The organism is Trueperaceae bacterium (assembly GCA_019454765.1).
Taxonomy (GTDB): domain Bacteria; phylum Deinococcota; class Deinococci; order Deinococcales; family Trueperaceae; genus JAAYYF01.
On sequence record JACFNR010000085.1, the window covers coordinates 1 to 3262 of the forward strand.

Consider the following 3262-nt stretch of genomic DNA (forward strand, 5'->3'; position numbering starts at 1 on the left):
GACATCGTGACCATGCCGGCGCTGCCGCGCGAGCCGGCGGCGAAGCGGGTGCGGGTGGCGGCCGATGGAAGCGTCACGGGGTTGATGCAGGGGGGTTGAGGGGCGGTCGCCGGGCGAGACGCGGCTGCCTCCAGGTCAGCGCCAGGCTCGTGAGGACCTGCCGTCGTCGCGCGCCGCCGGGTAGGGTCGGCGCGGTTCGTCCCCACACCACCTTGTGCAACAACTGCTGTAAATAGTAGAATCCTGCAACAGCATATGTCGAGTGGGGTGACCCGGCCTCGACGGCTCGTGAGAGGACCTACGATGAGCAGCAACCCCGGACCAACGCTGAGGTTCCTCTGCCCCAACGGCCACCTTGGTTTCGCGCCGTTGAAGGTGGAGAGCTTCGACATCGGCGTCGCCACGCGCCCCGACTTCATCCTGGCCGACTCAGGGTCCGACGACATCGGGCCCGTGCCGCTCGGCACCGACACCTCCACGGCGCCCAAGGAGTGGCAACGCCACGACCTCGAGAAGATGCTGCTCGCCGCCCGCAAGCTCGGCGTGCCCATGATCATCGGCTCCGCCGGCGACACGGGCACCAACAGCCGCGTCGACATGTACGTGCAGATGATCCGCGACATCGCCGCCCAGCACGGCCTGGCGCCCTTCAAGCTCGGTTACTTCTACTCAGAGGTGAACAAGGCCGACCTGCGCGCGCGCATGGTGGGCGGCGAGCGCGTGACGGGCCTCGACGGCCGCGGCGACCTCACCCTGGAGGAGCTCGACGCCACCGACCGCATCGTGGCGGTGGCCGGCGTTCACCCGTACATCGAGCTGCTCAACCGGGGCGCCCAGGTGATCATCGGCGGCCGCAGCTCCGACGCGGTCATCTTCGCCGCGCCCGCCATCCGCGCCGGTTACCCGCAGGACCTCTCCTACTACCTGGGCAAGGTGCTCGAGTGCGCCTCCTTCAACGCCGAGCCGTACGCCGGCAAGGAGAGCGTAATCGGCGAGATCAGCCATGAGGACGTGAAGGTCACTGCCATGCACCCCGGGCAGCGCTGCACCGTCGCCTCGGTGGCCGGGCACGCCATGTACGAGCGCTCCAACCCCTTCTACGAGTACGTGGCGGGCGGCATGCTCGACATGACCGACTGCCACTACGAGCAGTACGACGAGCGCACCACCCGCGTGACCGGCGCCAAGTTCGTGCCCACCGACAAGGTGCGCGTGAAGCTCGAGGGTTCGGGCAAGGTGGGCGAGCGCTACATGGGCTTCGCCGGCGTGCGCGACCCCTACACCATCGCCCGCATCGACGAGGTGATCGGCTGGGCGCGCAGGCAGGTTGAGGAGAGGTTCGGGACGCCCGAGGAGGGCGGTTACGAGCTCCACTACCAGGTGTACGGCCGCGACGGGGTGATGGGTGAGCTCGAACCCTTACGCGACCAGCCCGGGCACGAGCTCGGCATCATGGTGTTCGGCGTGGCGCCCACGGCCGAGATGGCCGAGGAGGTGGCCCTCACCGGCACGCGCCAGATGTTCTACGCCCGCCTCCCCGACGTGAAGGGCACGGCCGGCGGCGTGGCGTTCCCCCTCGACGAGGTCACGCGCGTGAGCCCCGCCTACCGCTGGACCCTCAACCACACGGTGGCCGTGGACGACCCCCTCGAGCTGTTCGACCTGCACATGACCGAGGTGACGAGCGGCGAGCCGGTTGCCGCGGGAGGTGCGCGGTGAGCACGAGCAAGCCCCTCTCCGAGCTGGCCAAGACCGTGCGCAGCAAGAACGCCGGCGTGGACCGGATCACCTTCGACATCATCTTCCGCGACCGGGAGAACTACGAGCTCGTGAAGGATAGCGGGGTGCTGACCCGCGAGTCCGTGGCCAAGCTCTACCGCATCGACCAGAGCCGCATCACCGACTTCGTGACCTACGACCCCGCCTTCGCCATCAAGTTCACCATCCTGCGTACGCGCCCCAGCGGCTCGGCAGGCGACGCCGACATCTTCGGCGCCCAGCAGTACGCTCCCCTCCTGGGCGTGATGGTGCCCGTAGCCTGAGCCGAGGCGGTACTCTCGGGCCATGACCGACGAGCCCGCCGCGCCCGCGCCGGCACCCGCCGACCTCCTAGAGCGGCTCGACGCGGCGGCCGATCAGCTGACCCCGCAGGAGCGGCGGCTGGCCGCGCACTTGGTGGAGCAGCTCGAGCGCTGGGGGTTCCTCTCCAGCACGGAGCTCGCCAACGACCTGGGCGTGCACCGCTCCACGGTCGTGCGCTTCGCGCAGAACATCGGCTACAAGGGCTACCCGGAGCTGCAGGAGGCGGCGCGCGCCGCCTACCTGCGCTCCGTATCGGCGCGGCGCGACCTGGTGCTGTCGGACCCGGACGCCTCGGAGTCCGACACGGTCCAGGCCGTCTACCAGCGCGAGGTCCAGAACCTGCAACGCAGTTACCGCCACCTCGATCTGAGCGCCCTGGAGGCCACCGCCCAGAGCCTGGCGAGCGCCCGGCGGGTTGTGGTGTTCGGCCGGCGCTTCTCGCACCCCATCGCCCTGCACCTCGCGTTGGTGCTGAGGACCATGCGCGACGGCGTGGAGGTGGCGCCACCCAGCAGCGGCACCTCGGTGGACCTGCTGTTCGACCTCACGCCAGCCGACTTCGTGCTGGCCGTGTCGCTCAGGCGCCACTCGCCCGAGGTTCAGCGCACGCTGCGCTACCTGGCGACGGCCGGGGTGCCGGTGTCGATGCTCACCGACGCCAGCCCCGGCAACAACGTGCCGCAGGGCACGCGGGTGCTGCGCGCCCACGTGGGCAGCACGGGCGTGCTCGACTCGTACACGGCGCTGGTGAGCGTGAGCCACGCGCTCCTCACCCTCACGGAGGCCGCGCTGCCGGGGGCGTCGGCGCGGTTGGGGCAGGCGGAGCGCGCCTGGGAGCACTTCAACCGGGACGGTTGACGCCCGCCCCATGTTGCATTTTGTGGCGAATCCATTGCGCATTTTGTGGCCCCAAACCAACCCAAGGAGGGGCCCGCCACTGGGCGACATCACGCCTCGCGAGCCACCCCGCGCCCTGCGCCGTGCTCCCGCGCCGCCGCCACGAAGTCGCGGAACACCGCCGCGAAGCGCGGCTGCTCGAGCTCGAGCCACTCCGGGTGGAACTGGATGCCCACCCCGAAACCCTCCGTGGCCTCGATGGCCTCCACCCAGCCGTCGTCCGAGCGCGCGCTGACCACCCAGCCGGCGGGCGGCTCCACCACCACCTGGCGGTGGAAGCTGT

At 70.1% G+C, this 3262-nt stretch carries 4 protein-coding genes; 3 read left to right on the plus strand and 1 reads right to left on the minus strand.

The window, feature by feature from the left end:
- The first annotated feature begins 303 nt into the window (after positions 1 to 303).
- Genes H3C53_13305 through H3C53_13315 form a run of 3 tightly spaced genes read left to right on the plus strand, consistent with a single transcriptional unit; the run spans position 304 to position 2940 of the window.
- Entirely contained in the window at positions 304 to 1719 is a 1416-nt protein-coding gene (locus H3C53_13305; protein ID MBW7917644.1) for an acyclic terpene utilization AtuA family protein, read from the plus strand.
- Complete coding sequence (locus tag H3C53_13310; protein MBW7917645.1) at positions 1716 to 2042, plus strand: DUF4387 domain-containing protein; 327 nt, start codon at positions 1716 to 1718, stop codon at positions 2040 to 2042. Before H3C53_13305 ends, H3C53_13310 begins: the two co-directional genes overlap by 4 nt.
- Positions 2043 to 2064: 22 nt before the next feature.
- The gene (locus H3C53_13315) at positions 2065 to 2940 is read left to right on the plus strand and encodes a MurR/RpiR family transcriptional regulator (GenBank protein ID MBW7917646.1); all 876 of its coding nucleotides are present in this window, start codon (positions 2065 to 2067) and stop codon (positions 2938 to 2940) included.
- A gap of 89 nt (positions 2941 to 3029) precedes the next feature.
- Here the strand turns inward: H3C53_13315 and H3C53_13320 are convergent.
- Positions 3030 to 3262: gamma-glutamyl-gamma-aminobutyrate hydrolase family protein (locus H3C53_13320; protein ID MBW7917647.1), on the minus strand; the 233-nt coding region annotated here is incomplete at its 5' end.

Coding starts and splice junctions, on each gene's coding strand:
- H3C53_13305 (MBW7917644.1), top strand. CDS start 304: ATGAGCAGCAACCCCGGACCAACGCTGAGGTTCCTCTGCCCCAACGGC.
- H3C53_13315 (MBW7917646.1), top strand. CDS start 2,065: ATGACCGACGAGCCCGCCGCGCCCGCGCCGGCACCCGCCGACCTCCTA.